This window comes from Halodesulfovibrio sp. (assembly GCF_015482765.1).
In the GTDB taxonomy this organism is placed as follows: Bacteria; Desulfobacterota; Desulfovibrionia; order Desulfovibrionales; family Desulfovibrionaceae; genus Halodesulfovibrio.
Window position 1 is genome coordinate 66,372 of the sequence record NZ_JADMLB010000076.1, and the last position, 19,895, is coordinate 86,266.

The window sequence follows — 19,895 nt, forward strand, 5'->3', positions numbered from 1 at the left end:
GGGTGCTCCTTTCATACAAGATACTTTTCTTATTATCTTTTCAAGTATCTTATCCCCGTACATTCGTCTCAAGTATATATGAGCGTATAGCGTTTACTTTTGTAATTTATAAAATCGTGCTGGATTACTTGGAACAATTGTGTTTTTTCATAAGCTCATACAAATGTCCCCGGGAAACTCCGGCAAGCTTGTATGCTTCTTTAATGTCTCCCTGAGTGTACTCAAGTAATCCTTCGATATATTCTTTTTCTTTCGCAAGTCGATGCTCTTTTAGTGACTGAGGAACAAAATGCGCCTGCCCTCCACTTTTCTGATCAACCACTGGAGAAACAGAAGCCATCTGCGCAGCATTTTCATCAAAAGAGCTCGGCAGCTTACTTCCCAACTGCCTGTTTGTTTCTGCCCGGGCAACACTTACTCGCATCTCCACAGGCAGGTGAGTACTATACAGTACAGATTCTCCCCCGACTGTCGTGCAAGCTCTATCCATACTGTGGATGAACTCACGTACGTTTCCAGGCCAATCATATGCCATAATGGTTTCTATAAAATCATCTGATGCTATTTTACACGGCTCATCATGTTCTTCTGCACGTTTATCCAACCACCATGAAACCAATGCCGGCAAATCTTCCTTACGCTCACAAAGCGGAGGCAACGTAATGGTCAATCCACGAAGCCTGTACAATAAATCTTCTCTAAAAAGTCCAAGACGAACCATTTCTCGCAGATCTTTGTTGGTTGCAGCAATCAATCTGAAGTCGCTTGTTATTTCCTTTGTTGAACCAATAGGACGGAAGCGCTTAGTTTCCAAAACACGCAAAAAAGCGCTCTGCTGCTGCATCGGCAACTCACCTATTTCATCAAGAAACAGAGTGCCGCCATCTGCTGCTTGCAACACACCTTCTCTATCAGAAGTTGCTCCGGTAAAAGCTCCCCTTTTATGACCGAACAGATGGCTTTCAAGCAGCGTCTCTGTAAAAGAAGCACAATCCAGCGCCACAAAAGGCTTATTGGAACGCGTACTATTATCATGAATAGCCTGACTAAAAAGCTCTTTACCGGTTCCGGTTTTACCCTGAAGCAACGTATTTACCGAACTTGAAGCTGCCTGTGCTACAAGATCGAGTGCCTGCATCAATGCCGGACTGCTGCCGACAATCGCATCCCGTTTAAGCGCTGACTTCATCTGCTGCCGTTTCTGTTCTCTGAATGCAAGAACACGGGTAAGCGAACGAACAATATGCTCAACAGTAAAAGGTTTCCGCAGGTATTCCCATACACCATGGCGTACAGCTTGCTCAGCATCGTCCGGTGTTGCATGCCCCGTCATAATAATAAGCTCAGGACACGAGGACGCCGCACGGATGTCTTTAATATACTCCAAACCGTTACCGTCAGGTAAAAGAACATCAAGATAAATTACGTCAAAACAAGTTTGTTTCGCTGATGCCAGACCTTGCTGTAGCATCTCTTCAACAACAACCTCATGTCCCAACGAACGAATAACTTCGGAAAGCATGGTACGGATAAGAAGCTCATCATCAATTACAAGAATTTTAGCCACGGCCTTCCTCGCTCAATATTTCAGTAATTGCAGTACGGGTTTTCTCTACCATTTCATATAAATTAGAAGCAATACAACGCAGCTCTTCCTTTTGTTCCTTTCCAAAACTGTACTGGCGAGCGGTAGCATCAACTGAATCAATGACCGCATCCAGCGAATCAGTTTGATCTTCAATCATAGAGCGAGTCCCTGCCTCAAGGCAGGCAGCCACATCTTGTAAAGCTGAAGCACAAAGCAACCCAGCTGAGTTCTTTATTGCATGTGCAGAGATCATTACGTCATGCCAGTTGCCTTCTTCAACAGCCTGTCGCAACGCAAGTTCTTTCGCTTTTGATTCTTCAAGGAAACTTGAACACAGCATCAGAAACAGTTTTGTGTTCCCCGCCATCGCACTCATTGCTTTTTCTTTATCAAGTAGAACCAATGCACTCACCTCGTTTTCTGCATCAGAAATCTGGTCAGGATTCACCTCATCCATCAAATCTGAGGATGTCGATACTGCCTTTGTTTCACACGACTCTTCTCTTCCTTCAAAAATAACAGGCAGCACACTCAACAAGCTCTCTGTCTGCAACGGCTTACTGATATAGTGATTCATTCCGGCTTCTAAAAAACGCTCCTTGTCTCCATCCACCGTAAACGCTGTCACTGCGACAATAGGAACATCCGATCCAACCGCGAGATCATCTCTTGAACGTATCTGTCGTGTCGCTTCAATTCCGTTCATTACGGGCATTTGTACATCCATGAAAACAATATCCACACAACGGTATTGCAAGATGGAAAGAGCTTTTTCTCCATCTTCTGCAAGCAAAACTGTATGCCCTTTGTCTTCAAGTGTTTTCTGAATATAGACTCTGTTCAGTGGATTATCGTCCACAGCAAGAATGGTATAGGAAGCGGAAGGCGTGTTATTTTCATCTACGGCAACGCAGGTCATTCCTTCATCAGGAAGCATTACATCTGCTTCAGGTACTTCCAAGGGAATTTCAAAGGTAAAGGTAGAGCCAGCGCCCAGTTTACTCTTCACCCATATGCGTCCTTTCATCATAGAAGCAAGCTGCCGAGTAATTGAAAGCCCCAGACCTGTGCCCATTCTCCCGTCTTCCAAGGCTGCTTCACCTTGAGAAAAGCTGTCAAAAATGGAGGCAAGCTGGCTTTTTTCAATACCGATCCCTGTATCGCGCACAGAAAAACGTACGGTGCACACCCCGTTTTCTATTCCCTGATTACGAACAGTTAACGTCACTGCACCATGCTGAGTAAACTTTACACTGTTACCAAGCAGATTTCCTAACATTTGGCGAATACGGAACTCATCACCCACCAACTGTCGAGGAACATCATCCATAACGACACTTTCAAGATGGATATCTTTACGGGAACAGGCAAAACGCACCATATCAAGACTTTGCTGTACAAGACTTTGCATAGCAAATGGACGCTCTTTCAATTCAAGCCTGCCCGATTCAATCCGTGAGAAGTCTGTAATGTCATTTACAATTTCAAGAAGATTGCTGGCAGACAGTTGAAGCAAGGAAGCATATTCTTCCTGCTCATGCGGCTCGGGTTTCATACGCAGCAGTTCTGACATCCCGATAATACCGGTAAGCGGTGTCCGCATATCGTGACTCATATTTGCCAGAAACATCGACTTAATCCGGCTTGCTGTTTCTGCTTCGTCACGTTTTCGAATAATTTGTACCGCGCTGTATCCGAATCCTATGAAACCAGTTATCCCCACCACAAGAAACACCAGCCCCATCCGGTTCAAGTTGGCATCTGCTAAAAGGTGTAACGGGTTAGCTGCAATAGCTACACTGATTCCCCCGCGGATATCCCCTTCTGAAGCCCCGTCTTCCACAGAATGACACTGCAAACAGGAAGAAGTGGCATACAGGGGGGCCATATAGCGGTAAGTGGCTTTATCCGTTCCTCTATCAATATATTCAAACCGCTCCGATTCGCCATTTGCAAAAGCTTGAAGCGCAGCAGTTTCCCATGCATCTGCAGCATTAGCGGCACGCTTAGGGTTAAGACTGGTAATATGAAATGATACGCCTGAGCTGGTAGACATTATCTCAGACAACTGGCGGGTCATATACGCAGGGTTAATTTTGGTGAACGTCTTTCCGTCTACAGTCACAACATCTCTATCTGCTGCTTCCAGATATGGGTTCGGCTTCACGGTATCTGTCACCTCAACATAGACACCACCGTGTTTGGAATTCCATTGACGCGCTGTAACAACCTGACTGAAAAAAGCTCTGGCCTGCCGCAAAGCTATCTGCTCAATGTGTTGCTGCTCCCCAACAACAAACCAACTGAACAGGGCAACAATAAGTCCTGTCCAGAGCAATAGAATTACCCCGGGGAAAAATAAAATCTTTGTTTTCACCGCACCACCCGCTTCAGAAAAATATGACATCTTTTTCAGATTTTCCTGAATTCTTGTCAGATTTTTCTGACAAATTCAATAGACACAACATCCTCCACTTATTCATAAAATCATAAGAATCTAAAATATAACGTCATTTTATTTTCACATTCCTCTCTGCACACTGGCACGCTTCTTGGAATATTTTTCATAACAACATGACTCAGAAACCTGAGGGTAGCGTGTTGAACACGCTCAAATTCTCTTCGGAGAACCCCTCTCTACTAACTGTTAAGGGGGTGATTTAATGCCTGAAAAGGCAGATGTAAGGAAGAAATCAAGACGCTCCATCTGGCTCAGCGGAGCCTTAATGGGTGTTTTGCTGACAGTCGTCAGTGTGCTTGCATCTGGCTACATGGTTGAAGCAACCAACACGGATACATTTTGTGTGAGCTGCCATGTGATGAAACCATTCCAAACATCGTGGAAGGAATCAAAGCACGGAGGAATGAACTCCAAAGGGTTTCAGGCGCAATGTGTCGACTGTCACCTGCCGCATGGCTCCTTTGTGGAATATCTCACAGCAAAAGCAATCACCGGTGTATCTGACGTAGTCAACAACATGCTTATTGATCCGTACACATATGATTGGGCAGGAGCTGCTGATCGTAACCGTACTAAGTTCACGTATGACAATGCGTGCCGTAAGTGCCACGTAAACTTGTTACCAAAGGAAATCTCAAAAGGCGGCCTTATCGCTCATAGAGACTACCTGCGCGGCAATACCGGCAAAAAGTGTGCAAGCTGCCACGAGCATGTAGGCCACAAAAACATGCGAATTCACACTAAAAAGTACTTTGCTACCAAAAAGTAACAACGCATTACACTGATTATTCTTTTTCTGAAGGAGGAACGTGTGAGGACATTTCTGCATAAACTTACGCTGCTCAGCATGGCAGTAGCCTGTGGAGTTATTATGACTGCACTCGCTGCCAATGCAGGCGTAGTTGGCGAAAAAAAGCTTGTAATTAAACGCGGCTACACTAAAGAAGCTGCTTCTTGTATCGAGTGCCACTCTGTAAAGACACCGGGTATTATTGAAAGCTGGAAAAACGGTCGTATGGGTAGCGCAGCTATCTCCTGTTACGACTGTCATGCTGTTGAGAAAGACTCTCCAATGGCAAGCCAGTGTGAAGGCCTCAGAGGCACTAATATTTACATCTCCCCAATGGTTTCTGCAAAAACATGTGCGCGTTGTCACCCGCATGAAGCAGAAGAATTCTCTAAATCTGCTCACGCCAAACTTGCAGGTAAGCCGCTTATTGAGTCTGAAAAGTTCAAAAAACTTATCTCTACAGAAGGCGCTGATTTCCTTGGCGAGAAAAAAGGCACTATGATCAACCGTGCATCCGGTGCAAGCGGCTGTCAGAGCTGTCACGGCACTGAAGTTGAACTTGGTCCGGATAACAAACCTATCAATATGACATGGCCTGGCGGCGTAGGTACACGCTACCCTGACGGCGGCATCGGTAACTGTACTGTTTGTCACACCCGCCATCAGTTCTCCGTAGCAGAAGCACGTAAGCCTGAGGCATGTGCATCCTGTCATTTAGGACCAGACCATCCGCACATTGAAATCTACGAAGAATCCAAACACGGGCAGATCTTCACTGCTCATGGTGATGAATGGAACTGGGAAGCAGCTTCCGGCGCATGGCAGCCGGGTGACTACACTGCACCAACCTGTGCAGTATGTCATATGAGCGGTATCGGTGAACTTGATTCCACACATAACGTTACTTCTCGTTTGAAATGGAACATGGTGCATCAACGCTCTGAAGTTCGCACCGGAGAACGCGGTGACGGCATTGAGGGCGGCAAACGCATGCGCCAGGTATGTAAAAGCTGTCACGGTGAAACCCACATTGATGCGCAGGTTCAGCTTCTTGATAACGCAAACGCTCTGTACAACAAGTACTGGGACGGCGCTGTTAAAATGAAGAAAGACCTCGCAGAAAAAGGTCTCCTCAAAAAAGATAAGTGGAAAGATCCGTTCCAGGAACTCATGTACTACCTGTGGCATCACGCTGGTAGACGCGCCCGTCACGGCGCAGCCATGGACGGTCCTGACTACGCTCACTGGCACGGCTTCTTCCAGGTATTCCAGATCTACAAAGACATGGAAGATCTCTACGAATGGCGTATCAAAAACAACAAAATTGAAGAACTCAGTCCGGTAATGAGTACCGGTCCGGTTTAATAGAATCCTCTCACAAACGGGCACCTTATGGTGCCCGTGTCTTACCTTGAAGAAAGCGAGCCACCGGTTGCGCGCTTACCACACAGCGCTTGCAGCAACTACCCAGAAAAACTCCCAAGCTTCCTTCACAGTAATTCAGGGTAAGACAACAAAAAAGCAGGTACCCACACAGGTACCTGCTTTTTACTTTTCTTATACAACGCTTCAGAATTATCTATTTCTTTTGCGCACTACGCGAAGCACTTCGCGTACAGTTTTCCGCCTTTTAGAAAACACTGTGATTCCAGCCAGTATACATGCGCCAATGGCTACTGCTACATATTCTACCATGAGAACACTCCGTTCTACTTATCCGTTATCAATTGCCTTACGCAATCTGTCTTCATCTTCATGCGAGAGTGATGTCTGCATCACATGCCCGCCACTGCCTTTCAACCTATCCAATACCCTGTCAGAGGTCATTTTAGAGCTTAATACAAACAACGCAGAAGTACCCGGAGTAAGTTTTCCGGCAAGTTCCTTCATAAAATCATCATTAATGCCCACATCACTCATTGCTCCGGCTGCTGCTCCAGCACCAGCACCAACTGCGAGTCCTAATAACGGATGTACCAGCAATAAGCCGATAAATACGCCCCAGAACCCACCGCCAACTGCCCCGACAGCCGTCAACGAATGCATCTGCTGCAACTTAACCTTGCCATCTTTCTTGTGAAGAGCAACAACAGCATCTTCAATATCTACAAGATATTCTCCAGCCATCTTTAAAAGTTCCACACGAACTTCCGCAGCGCGCTCCTCCGAGTCGTATGCAATCACCACTAAATCCGCCATACTGACCTCCAAACCTGTTTTCATGAGCACAGACAGAATACAGCGCCTACGATTTGGCAGTTATGATAAGTCGCATTTTTTGCAAATTCTCTCTTGCAGTTTAAAACTTTCAACCCCAACCAATTAAAGTTTATGGGTTTTTCATTCTAAAACTTTACTATAACACTACCTGCTTCCTTTTATTTACCCGACAAATACACTCTCACCCTCTTTTCTTACTGATCATATTAGGATAACACGGAAAACAAGTGCAATCCGAAGCGAACGCCCACCACAACAAACAACTCGGATTTTCGGGAGGAAAGAATGATGAAGTTAGGCTATGTGACTCTGTATGTAGATGACATCCCCACCGCTATCGAGTTCTATGAGAAAGTACTTGGTCTTACTGTCCGTTTTACGCATGAAAGTGGCATGTACGCAGAAATGGAAACAGGCGACACTGTTCTGGCTTTTTCCCATCATGAATTAGCAACGCAACTGGTACCTCAAGGATACCAAAGAGCACATCCAGATAACGAAGCACTTGGCATGCAGCTTGGCTTTGAAGTAGAGAATGTTACGGAAATGTACCGCAAAGCTCTCAAACACGGTGCAAGCACTATTGCTCCGCCAGAAGTAAAACCTTGGAATTTTGAGTCCGCTATGATCAAAGATCCTACCGGACACCTTGTAGAATTTTGCAAGCCGGTACATGCCGTTAACCCTTCCTAAAGCTTTTTACGACAAACAAGCCCGCACAAAGCTGTGCGGGCTTTCTTTATGGTGCTGTAACAAATGAATATGAAAGAATTTTCCGAAGTCACAGGGCTATCTGCCCATACCATCCGGTACTATGAAAAAATCGGACTGCTAAGACATATTGAGCGTACTAAAAGTGGTCACCGCACATTTTCAAAAAATGACCTTGTCTGGATAGAATTCATTACCCGTCTAAAACAGACAGGCATGCCCTTACAACAAATTCTCAAGTACGCAGACCTTCGAGAAAAAGGAAATTCCACAGCAATCGCACGTATGGATCTGCTTAAACACCACTCAGAAGCTTTAGAAGAAAAGTTACGACAAGAAACACAGCACCTAAAAAAATTAAAAGAAAAAATAGAATATTACGAGAACCTCATTCTATCTCAAAACGCTTGACTTAGAGTTAACTCTAACTTGTACGCTTATGATTAATCTTTTTCATCATAACTACATAAGGGGTTACTATGAATAATCATCGTTTCACGACAGGACTTGAGAAACTACACGAAATTGACGGTGAGGCAGGACGGAAGGTGATTGAAAGCCTACAGGATATAGCACCGGATCTTGCCCGCTACACGATTGAATTTCCTTTCGGAGACATCTATCAGCGCAAAGGGCTAAGTCTACAACAACGCGAACTGGTGACAGTAGCAGCACTAGGAGCTCTCGGACACTGTCAGCCACAACTCCACGTCCACACCCATGGCGCACTAAATGTAGGGTGCAAACCGGAAGAAGTTGTCGAAGCAGTCATTCAACTGGCAGTTTATGCAGGGTTTCCCACAGCACTTAACGCCATGTTTACCGTAAAGGAAGTGTTCCTTGAACGGGGGCTCATAGAAGAAAAATAGTACTGAACCAAAAAAGACGGAGAAAATTCTCCGTCTTTTTTTATATTGATACAACTATCTTCTGATACTCTTCTTCATAAAAAATCATCAGCAAGCAAAATTAACGTCTCGTTAATCCCTCATCAGATATTCTTAAAAATTCTCTACATTCGGCAACACTGGTCAACACCCTGTTAATATTATAGTAACAGAGGGTTACCTTAATCGAACACAAACGGACTCGACGTTACAGACGCTCTTCAGGAGTACACATGCTTTTCTCACGAACCAGTGTGACATTAGCCCTGCTCGCAACGGCTTTTGCAGGAATGATGTACCTGCCACTGTCACAAATGCCTCCAGCCTATGCTGCCTTCTGCTTTGTCTACCTACTTCTATTTCATTACAGCATCTTTTCACTGGCGTTACGCCTCAGAAAGATTACGGCTATTCTGCTCCCTATTCTTCTTTTTCTAAGCATTATCGGCTCGTACCTATACACGTTCCTCAATATAAAAATAAGCGACAACCTACTCTTTCTTCTTATTGAAACTACCGCTGGCGAAGCAGGACAAGCGCTTACCCCTGCTTTTATTGCAGCGATACTTGCTGCCGTCATACTTTCAACCGGAGCATACTACGGGTTGAAAAGGTGCACTCAACCGCCTAGCCTCAAATGGCCTATTCTTCTGCTCATTGTACTTATTCCGATCAATGTCGCATTATCAAAATTCAATAAATATCCACTGGCGAGACAACTTCGTCCAGCGATTGCAACAAAATACGCATTCCCTTTCTGTGTCATTGACTCAGTTGCCAATTTCTCTATCCGATGGGTGCAGTACAAAACACGACCAAAACCTCAAAGCTCTGCACTACTCTCTTCAGAGGTCATGAAACCTGATCAACGAGAGCCACTGACGCTCATTTTTGTCATCGGTGAATCCGCCCGTGCTGACCATTTCCAAATTAATGGCTATCCTCGCGAAACCACACCTCGCCTCGCTAAAGAAGAAAACGTACTCACATACGGAGCAATCCGCTCCTTTGCTGCACTCACCCGAATTTCTGTTCCCGTAATGCTTACTCCGGCAACAACAAAACACCCTAAAATAACAACGAACTCTTTTTTGGATTTATTCGTTAAGCATGGCTTTTCGACGGCATGGATCTCTGCAAACAGTCGTGCTGTCTATAGTAGCGACATGCCCACAACACGTATTATGGGAAATGCTCAAAAAACTATTTTTCGAAACGATTTCACCACAGCTGATTATTCAAGTTTCAGGGATGAAATGATGCTTCCAGTCGTTAAGGAAGTACTCTCAACGACTGACGGAAAACGAGCCATTGTTGTGCACACCAGAGGAAGTCATTTCCAATACCATTCCAAATATTCACAAAAATATCGAAAGTTCACACCTGACAAGTATTCCGGCTATGACAATTTAAAAACCGTGATCAACGCCTACGACAACAGCATCATAGCAACGGACGGTTTCCTTGCAGATATTTATGATATGGTGCGGAACCAAAATGCCCTGGTGATCTACTGTTCCGATCATGGTGAATCACTTGGCGAAGACGGCATTTTTATGCATGGCAATAAAAAACGACCAGAACAGCGAGAGGTTCCGCTTATCATCTGGTACTCCGACAAATACAAACAACTTAATCCAGACTATGTTGCGGCACTTAAAAATCAAGTGGGTAAAGCCCTTTCACACGACGTACTGTTCCCATGGACAGTAAATCTCGGTGGCATCGCTCTTAAAAATACCTCACTCCCAGTGCTTATTCCAAACTAAAGCCGATTACGGCAAATTTGATTTCTCAATAAAAAAGGATGGAGCGGTAACCCACTCCATCCTTTTCGTTTTTTATCTAGCGAAACACATTCTATTCCGGCGTAACACCCGCCATCATAAGACCGATTGCTTCAACTTTCTTCGTATCGCTTTTCGGGAACTGATCGATAATACGTCCACGATACATAACCGCAATGCGGTCTGCGAGTTGTAACGCTTCATTCAGTTCTGATGTAATGAGCAGAATGCCGGAACGCTTACGCACTTCAAGAAGCCGCTGCCAAACCTCTTCTGTCGCAGAAATATCGAGTCCCTGTGTCGGGTTTTCCGCAACAATAATATCAGGCTGGCGAAAGAATTCACGCCCGATTACGAGCTTCTGCAAGTTACCGCCGGAAAGAGCACGGGCATCCGCATCGATATGACCCGGTTGAACATTAAACTGTTCAACAATCTCAATCGTCGTATCCACTGCTTTACTGCGGTTTAAAAACGGCCCTGTTGTAAATGAATGCCGTGTTGTAAGCAAAAAGTTATCCACGAGATCAACAAATTTACACGTTGCAAGCCCTTGACGATCTTCTGGAATGTACGCCAAAGAGCGTCCTTTTCTTGGAGGGCGCGGGTAAAAATCATGCCACTCAAGTCCAAGAATAGAAACATCGCCACGCACCGGTTTCCGCAGCCCGCAAACAACTTCAACAAGCTCTTTCTGCCCGTTACCTGCAACACCTGCAATCGCGACAATTTCGCCTTTCCTGACAGACAGCATGATGTCTTCAAGTCCATCACCGTCAAGCCCCTGAACATCAAGAACAGTAGCTCCAAGCTCCACCGGCTGTGCATCCAGTGCAAGCTCTACGTCACGACCAACCATGCGGTTTGCTAGAACAGCTTCGTTAGGAACGTCCGCCTCTTTAAATTCATCAACAACTTCCCCTTTACGGAGAATCGCAATCTCATCCGCAACAGCCATTACTTCTTTAAGCTTGTGGGAGATAAAGACCAACGATTTACCTTGATCTGCCATTCTCCACATTGCATCAAAAAGCTGCTCTGTCTCTGTCGGAGTCAATACGGCTGTCGGCTCATCAAGAATAAGAACGCGGCTGTCGCGATACAGTAATTTTAAAATTTCTACACGCTGCTTCTCCCCCATTGAAAGAGAAGAAACCGTAGCGGAAGGATCAATTGGCAGACCGTACTGCTCTGCTAAAGCTGCAACTTCACGCTCCTGTTCTTTCGGGCTGATCAGAAAAGCTTTTTCCTGCCCAAGAAGAACGTTCTGTGCAACCGTCATAGATTCTACCAACATAAAATGCTGGTAGACCATGCCGATGCCGGCTTTAATTGCATCTTTTGGTGAATGAAACGCCGTTAATGCGCCATCAACCAGAATATCTCCGGATGTCTGTTGAAATCTTCCGGAAAGAATAGACATCAGAGTCGATTTACCTGCCCCGTTCTCTCCAAGCAATGCTTTGATCATACCGGGACGAATATCGAGTGTAATTTCGTGGTTTGCACGCACCTTACCAAAATGCTTGCTGATAGCTTGTAAACGGACAAAAGGAGCCTGTCCGGCAAATGCACCACGGTTGGTTCGCTTATTTACGTATTCTGCCACGGCTATTCTCCCGGCTCAATATTCACGCCAAGTGCTGCAGGAGCTTGACGCCCCTTGCCCCGCGCAGAGGAAAAGAGAAGAACAATGATGGTCAGTGCGTATGGAAGCATCAACAACAATGAGGAAGGCAATGTTGCTCCCACAGCCTGAAGACGCATTTGGAACGCCATAATGCCACCAAAAAGATATGCACCGAACATAGCGCGCCCGGGACGCCAGAATGCAAAAATAACTAATGCTACTGCAATCCAACCACGTCCTGCCGTCATGTTGTTTGTCCACAAGTGTGTGTAGGCAAGAGAAAGGTATGCTCCTCCAAGCCCGCAAAGAACGCCGCCGAAATAAATACCGGCCCAGCGAAGTTTTACTGGATTAAGCCCTGCTGCAAAGCAAGCCGCAGGATTCTCACCGGCTGCACCAAGAGCAAGTCCCCATCGGGTACGGTTCATAAAGAACCAAAACAGGAACGGTAACAGGAAAGAAACATACACCAGCGCATCCTGCTTAAAGAAAATCTCTCCGAGAACAGGAATTGCGGACAAAACTGGAAAATCAAATGGTGAGAAACCAGGAGCAGACACGCCCACATATGCAGTACCCAAAAAGTCAGCAAGACCTACACCAAGGATAGTCAAAGCAAGACCGGATACAACCTGATTACCCTGAAAAACAAGACAGACAACGGCATGAGCAAGACCGAAAAGACCGGCAAGAAGCCCTGCACAGATAAAAGCAAGCCACGGGTTTCCGGTGTAGTATGAAACAAGAAACGCAAAGAATGCGCCGAAAATCATCATACCTTCTACACCAAGGTTCAACACACCGGAACGCTCTGTAAGCATTTCACCAAGTGTTGCATACAAAATAGGTGTACCGGACTGAATCGTCGCAGCCAGAATAGGAATAATAAGTTCTAAGCCCACGATTATCCTCGCTTGCTTCTCTGGAATGAATACCAGTTAAAGAACTGTCCAGCCAATACGCTTAACAGAATAAGCCCCTGCATGATGCCCGTGAAAGACGCAGGAACCTGCAATTCCAACTGCAAGTTTTCAACCCCTACGCGCAGACCTGCAAGCAGGATTGAGTACCCTGCAATGGATGTAATGCGTAACCGTGCAAGCCACGCGACAACGATAGCGGTAAAACCATATCCCACAACAATGGTGGGCTGAAGACGGTTCAAGGTTGCAGAAGTCTCAATAAGCCCTGCCCAACCTGCTAACGCACCGCAAATCCCCATGACCAAAACAACTAGGGCGCTGTATGGCATACGGGCATATCGTGCTGCACGCGGGTTTTCACCGCTGACCATAATCTCAAATCCGAGACGGGTGTGCTTTAAGAACACAGTCAACGCTGTCGCAGCCCCTGCACAAACCAGAATCCCCCAATGGATTCGACCAAAAAGTTCACCGATAATTGCTGTGTCAGGGAACATGATAGTCATAGGGAAACCGAAACTTGCAGGGTCCTTCCATGAACCGTAAACAAGAAATTCTAAGAAAAGGATACCGATATAGTTAAACATCAGTGTAGAGATAATTTCGTTAAGTCCCATCTTCTCACGAAGCAACGCAGGAATAATTGCCCACAGCGCACCAAGCGTTGCCGCTGCAAGGAACATTAACGGCATCAGTACCCATACCGGAGCATCCGGCATACTCAAAACTACCCAAGTAGCACCAATAGCACCGAGAGCGTATTGCCCTTCTGCACCAATGTTCCAGATCTGCATACGGAAACAGACAGCAACACCGAGGGAACAAAGAAAAATCGGAATTGCTTTAAGAACAGTGTCTTCTAATGCCCAGTCATGAGCAAAAGCACCGTCCCATAACAGGTACATTGCTTCTAACGGTGGTTTTCCCTGAATGGCGAGCAGCAAAGCACTCACGCCCAGAGAAAAGACCAACGCACCCAGAAAGATAAAAAAGGAGCCCCACTTAAGGGGCTCCTGACGCTTTTCAATAGTAAAACCTAGCATAAGCTAAGATACTCCAGATTAGCCCAACGGCTACTGGTTAGAGCCCTCAACGCCTTCAACAAACCAATCCATACCGGTAAGCATTGCATCAGAAGCTACTTCACCTTCTGCAATACGTACTGTGCCGGACTGATCTTTGATAGGGCCTGCAAACACCTTGAATGTACCTTTTTTGATTTCCGCTTTGCGAGCGTTAACCATGTCCTGTACATCCTGAGGAACCATTTTACCGAATGGTGCAAGGTCAACTACACCTTCAGAAAGTCCCCACCAGTAATTGTCTGCTTTCCATTCGCCTTTTTTAACTTTTTCAATAACTACAGGGTAGAATGCGCTCCAGTTCCATACTACAGAAGTAAGGTGTGCTTTAGGGGCAAACTGGGACATATCAGAGTTGTAGCCAACAGAGTAGATACCGGCTTCCTGTGCTGCTTCCTGAGGACCAGGGGAGTCCTGATGCTGAGCAATAACGTCGGAGCCGATGTCGATAAGAGATTTAGCAGCTTCTTTCTCTGTTGCCGGGTCGTACCATGTTTTGGTCCAAACAACGTGAACTTTTGCATTTGGATTCACAGCACGAACACCAAGAGTAAATGCGTTGATACCGCGTTTTACTTCCGGAATAGGGAATGCGCCAACGTAACCGATGATGTTGGACTTAGTCATAGAACCGGCTACGAGACCAGCAAGGTAGCGGGACTGGTAGATACGACCAAAGTATGCAGACATGTTCGGAGCAGTTTTGTACCCTGAACAATGCATAAATGTTGTTTTAGGAAATTTCTTTGCTACTTTGAGCATTGGGTCCATGTAACCGAAGCTTGTGCCGAAGATTACATCATACCCTTTACGAGCCATGTTGTTGATAACACGAGTTGCGTCAGCACCTTCCGGTACGGATTCAACATAAAAAGTTTTTACGCCGTCCATTTTAGCAACAGCCTGACGACCAAGATCATGTGCGTAAGAGTAGCCAGCGTCACCCACTGGAGATACGTACACAAAACCAACCTTCAACTCTTTTGCCTGCGCAACAGTTGCACCAAAACCGGCAACTGCAACCAACGCTGCAAGCATTACAATACCCACGAATTTACGCATTGTTTCCTCCCATGAAACAGTCATCCCGAATAGTAATAAGTTGCAGAATCCCCCTGCAACAACTGGATACTACCAATTAACTATCGCTCACCCGTTTTGCGAGTGGCTCTGTAAACTGCACCTCAGAATCCCAAGGGAATAAAATCCAGGTATCCTGAGAATATTCTCTGATAAATGTATCTACAAGCGGTCTGCCTTCAGGCTTTGCATACAATGTTGCAAAATGTGCTTTAGGCAGCATATCGCGCACAACTCGTGCGGTTCCACCAGTGTCCACCAGATCGTCGATAATCAACCATCCTTCACCATCACCTTCAGCTTCTTTCAGAACATTCATTTCGCCCTGATTCTTCCAGCTGTAGCTGTTCAGACAAATGGTCTCAATCTGGTAAATTTCCATTTCCCTTGCAAGGATGGCCGCAGGAACAAGTCCTCCACGCGTAACTGCGTAGATCCCCTTCCAGTTCCCTTTCTTAAGCAAATCCCAAGCAAGCTGCTTGGCATCACGTTGCAATAACTCCCAAGAAACAGGAGTAACTTTTGAATAACGGTTGGAATCAGACACTGTAGTAATCCAATATGTATTTAAAGTGGAAGTATTTCAGTATAATATATTTTTGTTAAACAAAGAGAGGCATCGAAATACCTCTCTTTGAACACTCTCTAACGCGCGCTATTGCTGCTTACTGGACTTCTTAGAACCAGAATACAACTGATATCCTAAAAGCTTACATTCAATCTTCGCACTGAAGAAAGTCATTCGCTTAAAGGTACGCAAGCCGACCTGTTTTGCTAAATCCAGATTGCCAGTAAAGATAAACCCGTTATAACCCTGACACTTCTTCTTAAAGAAGTCGCCGATAGCCTGATAAACTTCACCAAGGAAACGTACATCACCAAGGCGCTCACCATATTCAGGGTTCATAATCACAATGCCGCCGCCCTCTGGAACTTCTGTTTCGCGGAAATCGCACACATCAAATTCGATGTAACGATCAACTCCCGCCGCAACAGCGTTCTTTTTAGCTGCTTCAATAGCTTCAGCACTTTTATCGGTAGCAATAATTCGGAAATCCAACTCGCCGTTTTCACCGGCCTCAGCTTCATCAAGAAGCTTATCCCAACGCTCCTGACTAAAATCAGGAAGGTGCATGAAACCATAGTTGTCACGCATCAAGCCCGGAGCACTGTTCAATCCGATAAGCGCAGCTTCGATAGCAAGGGTGCCACTACCGCACATCGGGTTTACAACATTGCTTTTCGCGTCCCAGCCACTTGCCAGCAAAGAAGCTGCACCTAGCGGTTCAGACATTGGAGCTTTCCAGGGAAGTTTGCGGTAACCACGACGGTTAAGAGGTTCGCCGGACGTATCCAGATACAGTTTGCAACGGTTCTGTACCCAGTGCAGGAACAAAACAGTGCCAGTCTGTTCAGGACCGGAATCCGGTCTGCGATCATGCTTATCACGCATGAAATCACAGATAGCGTCTTTTACGCGAACGTTGGCATAACGAGAGTCACGAATGGAGTCGTTCTGCACAAAAGAAGAAATGGAAAGGTAGCCGTCCGGTGCGATAATTTCGTCCCAGTCGATGTATTCACGAACATACTTGTACACATCGTCGGCGTTATATGCCCTGAAAGATGCCAGCTGGAACTGGACACGGTGCGCGGTGCGCAAATGCAAGTTCAAGCGCATACAGCCTGCCATTGTAGTAAAAGTCTCTACTGCGGCTGTGTGTTCTTTTTTTACAGGGAAGTTACGTTGTTTAATTTCTTCAGCCAAAATAGGTGCTGCGCCTCGTGGGCAAGTAATCAACACCTCTGACTTACGGTTGAAAATACTCATGATTCTCCTGCACTCTTCGTGCAGCTACAAATAAAAAATCCGGCAAAATTACACGTTCCGTCCGCATAATATTACCAGATACGAAACAGGACAGCTGCCCTGCACCCTTTCAAATACTCCGCAAAAAAGCCCAGCAAACTCCCGCCTGCTCGTCCCTTTAAATGCGAAGTTGATCTTACCCATTGATTTTCCGATATTTTTTGTAAAAAAATCAGTATCAGTCACTAAGATGAGACACGATATATATGACTCAGCAGGAAGTTGCAAACAAATGCAACCTGAGACACTTTTCTCGTCTCAACATGTATCACTACAAAAAAAGTTGTATCAACATCAAAAAAATATTTTCCTTTTTTTATAAAACCAGACGCAGTTATTCCCTTCTGAGAGTGTTGCCTGTTTCCACAGATACGTTTACTAGAGGGAAACACTGTTTTTCAACAATCGGGAAACGCTTCAGCCGCTGTTCAGGTACACAAATATGTTCAGCCTTTTCTGACTATTCGGTCCATCCAAAAAAGAATTGAAATCCATGCTGAACTGAAATGTTGTACCTTGTTCTCTTTCCATCAACATTACTTGCAAATTGCATCATTATATAAGGCTCCCCCGATTGAACACACATTCAAGCCCCGCAGAATCCAAATTATGACAACAAAAACACTATCCATACTGGTTTCATGCATCAGCTCTACCGAGGCTGTTGCGCTTTCTCTTGCTTCATTCACAAATCTGCCTGAAAACCTTGAATGCGAAATCGTCATCGCAGCAGACAGTGAAATGGAAAAAGCCATTTTAGCGTTAGTGGATGAAGTGACCCCGCTTATTCCATGCTCACCGACAGTACTTCCACTTAGTCAGCCCCTCAGCAACGCCAGAGCCTTTAACCTTGCAGCCGAGAACGCTACAGGTGAATACCTCTGTTTTCTTAAAGCAGGAACACAGATTACGGCTGAAAGTCTCCAGCCTTTACTCACACATCTTGCAGAAACACCTTCTACCGGCATTGCTGCTCCACTGCTTATCTGTCCACAATCTGGAAGAGTACAAAGCTGCGGAACGACGTTTACTCCATCCCTGAACGCACAGCCATTGTTTGCCTCATTCCCTGCCACACATCCGGCAGTTAAAAAGCAGCGAACATTTCAGGCTGTACCGTTAAACGGCATGGTAATGCGTACTAAAACGTTCAACGATGCAAACATGCTTGATACGACGTACAAAACCGGTATGGAAATACTTGATCTGTGCTGTGTCGTGCGAAACAACGAACAGACTATTGAGCTTATTCCTCAGGCAACCATGCTTGAACCGGACACCTCTTCAACCATTGATGAAGACGACCTCAGCATAGACACAATGCGTTTGAATGATCGCTGCAAAGGCTGCTTTGGGCCAGATAAGCATCGAATCGCAAAAGGAGAAGGCTATCAGTTTGCAATTTCTCCTTGGCTTGAAAGTTACATGACCCTTACAGCAGAACGCGAGCAGGAGCTGAATGAGCAAATGATGCAGTCTCCTGACCCGTCAACCTGCCTCGCACTCATCCTTGAAGAACCACTCTGGCAAACAGGCTACGTTCAGCTTGCAGCATACCTTGAATCGACGGGAAAATTTGAAGAAGCATGCGGAATTCGCCTGTTACAAACGTTCTTCTTCCCAATGCTGCCACTATATCGCAAACTGGCAGCAGTCGCTGAAGCTGCTAAAAATGAAAGTCTGCTCGAAATGGCAAATGAAAAGCTTGAACATATCGACAACCAACTGGAAGATATCAGCGGGCTGACCAAAAAAGCAGCCGGCCTTGCCAACTGGGCGCGTAAGGCTAAAGAAACCGAGCTGCAAGAGCTCTATGAAGGGTGGCTTAAAGATTTGGGTTTACTCTAACGAGGAAAAATTCAAACACGTTACCAAAAGTCTCCTAAGCGTATTACAAAGCAATAAAAAAGGGCTGTCCGTATGGACAGCCCTTTTCTGACTTCAACTGAAGACCAAACATGTAAAACAAACAGAAAAGCTCACCTCCATGAAAAGCAATAATCACTGTGTCTTACTTTTCATAGCGGAACATTTCCCGATACGCTGCCCCATGTTTGACTATAAGACGAAGAACACCCGTTGAAAACTATTTCTAGCGTTCAAGCCAATCTTCAAGAGCAGCTTTGTATTCTTCATCAGTATACGTAGGCTGATCATACTTACCAGCAATCTGGCGCTGACGAGACGCTTCGGAGAGGATGACAGCCGCCGCAACGGATACGTTAAAGCTCTGAATCATACCGAACATCGGAATGTACACTTCGCCATCAGCCACTTCTACGAGTTCAGGATCTGTTCCACGATGCTCATTACCCATAATAATGGCTGTCGGCTCAGACAAGTCGTAGTCACGAAGCGGTTTCGCATTCGGAGAACAGCTGGTTGCGAGAACTTTCATACCCTTTGCACGCAAAGACTTCATCAAGTCGTCAGTATTGTCATGACGCTCAGTATCTACCCATTTACGAGCAGATGCAGAAGACTTGTTACCAAGCTTAGGGAATGGAGTATCTGTGTAGTAAAGGTGGACTTTCGGCACACCGAATGCATCACAGCTACGTAAAATTGCAGAAACATTATGCGGGTCATGCACATTCGCCATAACCAGCGTCAAATCTTTCTGACGGAGTTTTAATACTCGTTCAAGCTTCGCAGTTCTTTCCGGGGTTCTTTCTTTTGTCATCAGCACACCATATATCCTGCTATACACAACAATGAAGCGGTAACAGGTTTCTTTTTGTATTTCTGAAAGTTATTTGATGCAGCACATACTTGCTTCACCAATTTATGCATCGCAATCATAAAAAACATGCGCACCAAAAGCGGATATTCCTTACATTGAAAGTTCCAGAATTGGTTCATACCA

At 45.5% G+C, this 19,895-nt stretch carries 17 protein-coding genes; 7 read left to right on the forward strand and 10 right to left on the reverse strand.

Annotated elements, in window-relative coordinates:
• Positions 1-124: 124 nt before the first annotated feature.
• Together QZY95_RS15485 and QZY95_RS15490 are read right to left on the reverse strand one after the other, a co-directional pair.
• A complete protein-coding gene (locus tag QZY95_RS15485; protein WP_290925187.1) occupies positions 125-1,567 on the reverse strand; it encodes a sigma-54 dependent transcriptional regulator in 1,443 nt (480 codons plus the stop codon).
• Complete coding sequence (locus tag QZY95_RS15490; protein WP_290925188.1) at positions 1,560-3,995, reverse strand: response regulator; 2,436 nt, start codon at positions 3,993-3,995, stop codon at positions 1,560-1,562. Before QZY95_RS15490 ends, QZY95_RS15485 begins: the two co-directional genes overlap by 8 nt.
• Positions 3,996-4,251: 256 nt before the next feature.
• Here QZY95_RS15490 and QZY95_RS15495 point away from each other — a divergent pair, with 256 nt between their 5' ends.
• The gene (locus tag QZY95_RS15495; protein WP_290925190.1) at positions 4,252-4,818 is read left to right on the forward strand and encodes a NapC/NirT family cytochrome c; all 567 of its coding nucleotides are present in this window, start codon (positions 4,252-4,254) and stop codon (positions 4,816-4,818) included.
• Between the two features lie 42 nt (positions 4,819-4,860).
• Positions 4,861-6,204: a multiheme c-type cytochrome gene (locus QZY95_RS15500; protein WP_290925192.1), complete on the forward strand. Its 1,344-nt coding sequence runs from the start codon at positions 4,861-4,863 to the stop codon at positions 6,202-6,204.
• Between the two features lie 348 nt (positions 6,205-6,552).
• On the opposite strand, the gene QZY95_RS15505 is transcribed toward QZY95_RS15500, so the two are convergent.
• Positions 6,553-7,038 carry a DUF1269 domain-containing protein gene (locus tag QZY95_RS15505; protein ID WP_290925194.1) on the reverse strand — a complete coding sequence of 162 codons (486 nt, stop codon included), beginning with the start codon at positions 7,036-7,038 and terminating at the stop codon, positions 6,553-6,555.
• 306 nt (positions 7,039-7,344) lie between these two features.
• Here QZY95_RS15505 and QZY95_RS15510 point away from each other — a divergent pair, with 306 nt between their 5' ends.
• The 4 genes from QZY95_RS15510 to QZY95_RS15525 all read left to right on the forward strand — a co-directional run bounded on the left by QZY95_RS15510 (position 7,345) and on the right by QZY95_RS15525 (position 10,426).
• The gene (locus tag QZY95_RS15510; RefSeq protein WP_290925196.1) at positions 7,345-7,752 is read left to right on the forward strand and encodes a VOC family protein; all 408 of its coding nucleotides are present in this window, start codon (positions 7,345-7,347) and stop codon (positions 7,750-7,752) included.
• Between the two features lie 69 nt (positions 7,753-7,821).
• Entirely contained in the window at positions 7,822-8,181 is a 360-nt protein-coding gene (locus QZY95_RS15515) for a MerR family transcriptional regulator (protein WP_290925197.1), read from the forward strand.
• A 68-nt stretch (positions 8,182-8,249) separates the two neighbouring features.
• Positions 8,250-8,639 (forward strand): carboxymuconolactone decarboxylase family protein, encoded by a 390-nt coding sequence (locus QZY95_RS15520; RefSeq protein ID WP_290925199.1) that lies wholly within the window; start codon positions 8,250-8,252, stop codon positions 8,637-8,639.
• 251 nt (positions 8,640-8,890) lie between these two features.
• Complete coding sequence (locus QZY95_RS15525) at positions 8,891-10,426, forward strand: phosphoethanolamine transferase (protein WP_290925201.1); 1,536 nt, start codon at positions 8,891-8,893, stop codon at positions 10,424-10,426.
• Between the two features lie 91 nt (positions 10,427-10,517).
• Here the strand turns inward: QZY95_RS15525 and QZY95_RS15530 are convergent, their stop codons facing one another.
• The 6 genes from QZY95_RS15530 to QZY95_RS15555 form a co-directional block, all read right to left on the reverse strand.
• Positions 10,518-12,053: an ABC transporter ATP-binding protein gene (locus tag QZY95_RS15530; protein WP_290925203.1), complete on the reverse strand. Its 1,536-nt coding sequence runs from the start codon at positions 12,051-12,053 to the stop codon at positions 10,518-10,520.
• A 2-nt stretch (positions 12,054-12,055) separates the two neighbouring features.
• A complete protein-coding gene (locus tag QZY95_RS15535; protein ID WP_290925205.1) occupies positions 12,056-12,976 on the reverse strand; it encodes an ABC transporter permease in 921 nt (306 codons plus the stop codon).
• 2 nt (positions 12,977-12,978) lie between these two features.
• The gene (locus QZY95_RS15540) at positions 12,979-14,040 is read right to left on the reverse strand and encodes an ABC transporter permease (RefSeq protein ID WP_290925207.1); all 1,062 of its coding nucleotides are present in this window, start codon (positions 14,038-14,040) and stop codon (positions 12,979-12,981) included.
• 30 nt (positions 14,041-14,070) lie between these two features.
• Complete coding sequence (locus tag QZY95_RS15545; RefSeq protein WP_290925208.1) at positions 14,071-15,141, reverse strand: BMP family ABC transporter substrate-binding protein; 1,071 nt, start codon at positions 15,139-15,141, stop codon at positions 14,071-14,073.
• 76 nt (positions 15,142-15,217) lie between these two features.
• Entirely contained in the window at positions 15,218-15,706 is a 489-nt protein-coding gene (gene gpt / locus QZY95_RS15550) for a xanthine phosphoribosyltransferase (protein WP_290925209.1), read from the reverse strand.
• Positions 15,707-15,814: 108 nt separating this feature from the next.
• A complete protein-coding gene (locus tag QZY95_RS15555; RefSeq protein ID WP_290925211.1) occupies positions 15,815-16,990 on the reverse strand; it encodes a class I SAM-dependent RNA methyltransferase in 1,176 nt (391 codons plus the stop codon).
• A gap of 648 nt (positions 16,991-17,638) precedes the next feature.
• Between QZY95_RS15555 and QZY95_RS15560 the strand changes: the two genes are divergently transcribed.
• Positions 17,639-18,877: a glycosyltransferase gene (locus QZY95_RS15560; protein WP_290925213.1), complete on the forward strand. Its 1,239-nt coding sequence runs from the start codon at positions 17,639-17,641 to the stop codon at positions 18,875-18,877.
• A gap of 244 nt (positions 18,878-19,121) precedes the next feature.
• Here QZY95_RS15560 and QZY95_RS15565 read toward each other — a convergent pair whose 3' ends face one another.
• Positions 19,122-19,712 carry an RNA methyltransferase gene (locus QZY95_RS15565; RefSeq protein WP_290925215.1) on the reverse strand — a complete coding sequence of 197 codons (591 nt, stop codon included), beginning with the start codon at positions 19,710-19,712 and terminating at the stop codon, positions 19,122-19,124.
• Positions 19,713-19,895: the final 183 nt, after the last annotated feature.